This window comes from Phormidium sp. CCY1219 (genome assembly GCF_055795085.1).
In genome coordinates this window covers 1-2,451 of sequence record NZ_JAYFEQ010000660.1, presented here as the reverse complement: position 1 = coordinate 2,451, position 2,451 = coordinate 1, and the positions used below count along the sequence as shown (strand labels likewise).

General features: G+C 50.0%; 2 protein-coding genes. One reads left to right on the top strand and one right to left on the bottom strand.

Annotated features, from left to right (window positions below):
* The first annotated feature begins 623 nt into the window (after positions 1 to 623).
* Complete coding sequence (locus tag AC0QH1_RS19205; protein ID WP_324632881.1) at positions 624 to 1,583, top strand: peptidoglycan-binding domain-containing protein; 960 nt, start codon at positions 624 to 626, stop codon at positions 1,581 to 1,583.
* A gap of 30 nt (positions 1,584 to 1,613) precedes the next feature.
* Here AC0QH1_RS19205 and AC0QH1_RS19200 read toward each other — a convergent pair whose 3' ends face one another.
* Complete coding sequence (locus AC0QH1_RS19200; RefSeq protein WP_324632880.1) at positions 1,614 to 2,069, bottom strand: Fur family transcriptional regulator; 456 nt, start codon at positions 2,067 to 2,069, stop codon at positions 1,614 to 1,616.
* Positions 2,070 to 2,451 lie beyond the last annotated feature (382 nt).

Below are 2,451 nucleotides of genomic sequence, written 5' to 3'. Positions count from 1 at the left end.
GTAGCAAAGGCGTTTCATTGGCGAGAGATAAAAGGTGATTGAACGAAAATAAGTAAAGGGAAGCCTTCGGGCAACCTGTAGAGGCGTACTTGACTTCGCCTCAGAGTCCGTTTTTCGGAAGTTCTAAAATCCCTCCGGGGAATCCCCGTCTCTTTAGAGCGCGCAGTAGTCAAACCATCACTCCATAAAATAGGAAAATACTCCTCGCCCAGGTTGATGCCAATGGTTGGCATCAACCTGCGTTGGCATGCAAGAAATTTTCACTCTGGCGGGGGTAAGCAAAATCTTTCGCTATCCTAATTTTGGCGGGGTTCGATCGCGATCGCCTACTTCGTCCATCTTTTTGGATGGCGCTTGGAACAGTTTGTTCGCCCATAATTCAATCTGCTAGGATGGCCATCGCGCTCGCGCGCGGGCGCTGCTTCCACCGTCAAACCCCACCTCGATGCTCCCATCAGTGATTCGGTAACATCATCATGGAAACCCTTGCCTTTATTGAATCGGTTCTCGCGTATCAGGCAACTGGATGCGATTTCGTTCTCCCTAACCGCGCAAACTTTTTCCCCCGTTGGCACTGGAACAAGTTTTCTAGCTCGAGTTTGATTCATTGGCTTTCAGTGGCCATGACCCTAGCCCTATTAAACGTGGCTACCCACGCCCTGGCATTTGAGCCGGGTCAGCAGGGAGACTCAGTGCGCTCTATCCAACAACGGTTGCAACAATTCGGCTACTTTCAAGGGAATATTACTGGATTTTACGGTTCGGTAACCGAATCCGCCGTCCGGCGCTTTCAGGAAGATAACAATCTTCCCATCACTGGACGAGTGGATGCAGACACCCTCTCCACAATGGGGCGTCTGTTAGCCCCACCGCAAAACTTCGGCCCGATAACTCAAGTGGGATCCGATGAGGGATTTCTCAGTTTAGGCGATCGCGGTTTAGAGGTGAAAATCCTCCAGCAGCAATTGCAAGCGTTAGGCTACTTGACTTCTGCGCCCACGGGGGAATATGATGTGCCAACGCGCAGTGCGGTCATTCGCTTTCAGCGCGACTACAGACTTCAAGAAAGTGGCATCGTCGGTCCGACAACCCGCACCCTCTTGGAAGAGCAAGTGTTGCAAAATAGCGCGCGCATTTCCACTCAACCCATGCAAACCTTCAGTTCAACCACTGCGGTAAATGGTGTGTTTAAACTTGGCGATCGCGGTTTAGAGGTGAAAAAGCTCCAGGAACGTTTAGTGGTCGCCGGCTACCCGATAGGGTCGCCTGATGGCATTTTTGGCCCGCGCACTGAAGCCGCACTCCAGCTATTCCAATCTGCTTATGGTTTGCAAAATACTGGCATTGCAACGAAAGCCACTCAGGAGGCATTAGAGCGCAAGCTTTACGTAGTGGTGATTCCAAAACGCAGTTTCGCCACTCTCGACGCCGTGCGCGAAGTGTTTCCCGATGCATTTGAAGCCGAACATCGCTTGGGGACTTACATTCATGCCGGATCCTCTCTGCGTCGCGAAGTCGCAAAAACTCGCATTCAAATCTTGCGAGATCGCGGTTTGGTGGATGCACGGGTGGTTTATTTTTAAGGCGGAGTTTCCTTTGATGAGGAAATTCGGTTAAATTGGCAGGAGCGATCGCTGGCAGCTCGGACAAATAGCATGAATCGTTAGCTGACAGTCCAAAAGGTGGTATCCCTCTTTTTTCGCCGTCTTGTTGCCGATTTTTAAAATCGAGTCGCTTTTGAATTCAATGGTTTTGTTACAGCGCACGCAGATCAAGTGGTGATGATGGTGAGGGTACGGTTGATTGATTTCGTAATGCTTGTGTCCTTCTGCCAGCTCCAATTCTCGTAAAATGCCCATCCGCGCCATTAACTTCACAGTACGATAAATGGTGGACAAGCTAATCCGTTCTTTTCGCTCCTGCAAGAGTTCGTAAAGATCCTCTGCACTCAGATGCTCGCCTTTCGGTAAATTTTGAAAAACCTGCAATATCGTTTCTCGCTGGGGCGTCAAGCGCCACCCCCGTTCGTTGAGTTCCGCCTTTAGGGAAGCCGCCGTATAAAAAGACATAAATACCTGCTTTACTTCTCAAGAAACCTTTCTTATTGAGAAGGATACACAATAAATTGCTAAGTTGCAAGAACGGCTGCTTATTGCGAATAATTATCGCCCCCTCCAGCAGGGGGAAGACCCCGGATTCAATCCGTTTCAGGTAAAGGGTTCGAGACCCTGTGGTACTCTCGCCTCCCGTACTTTACCCCTGGGCGGTTAGAGGGGAAATTTTAAATCCACCGATTTGCCGTAGAAGCCTTAGAAGCCAGCGTTACTCCGGAATCTGGGTGGTCACAGACAGATGAAAATGCGATAAGTCAGAGTCTGTCAGGGACTCCGTAGAAACCAACCCCATGTCTAAAGCCAGGGGCTTGTACTTCTAACCACCTGACCAGCCTAA

What these genes read in the sequence shown, in the direction of transcription:
- AC0QH1_RS19205 (WP_324632881.1), top strand. Translation starts at nt 624, where the DNA reads ATGACCCTAGCCCTATTAAACGTGGCTACCCACGCCCTGGCATTTGAG.
- AC0QH1_RS19200 (WP_324632880.1), bottom strand. Translation starts at nt 2,069, where the DNA reads ATGTCTTTTTATACGGCGGCTTCCCTAAAGGCGGAACTCAACGAACGG.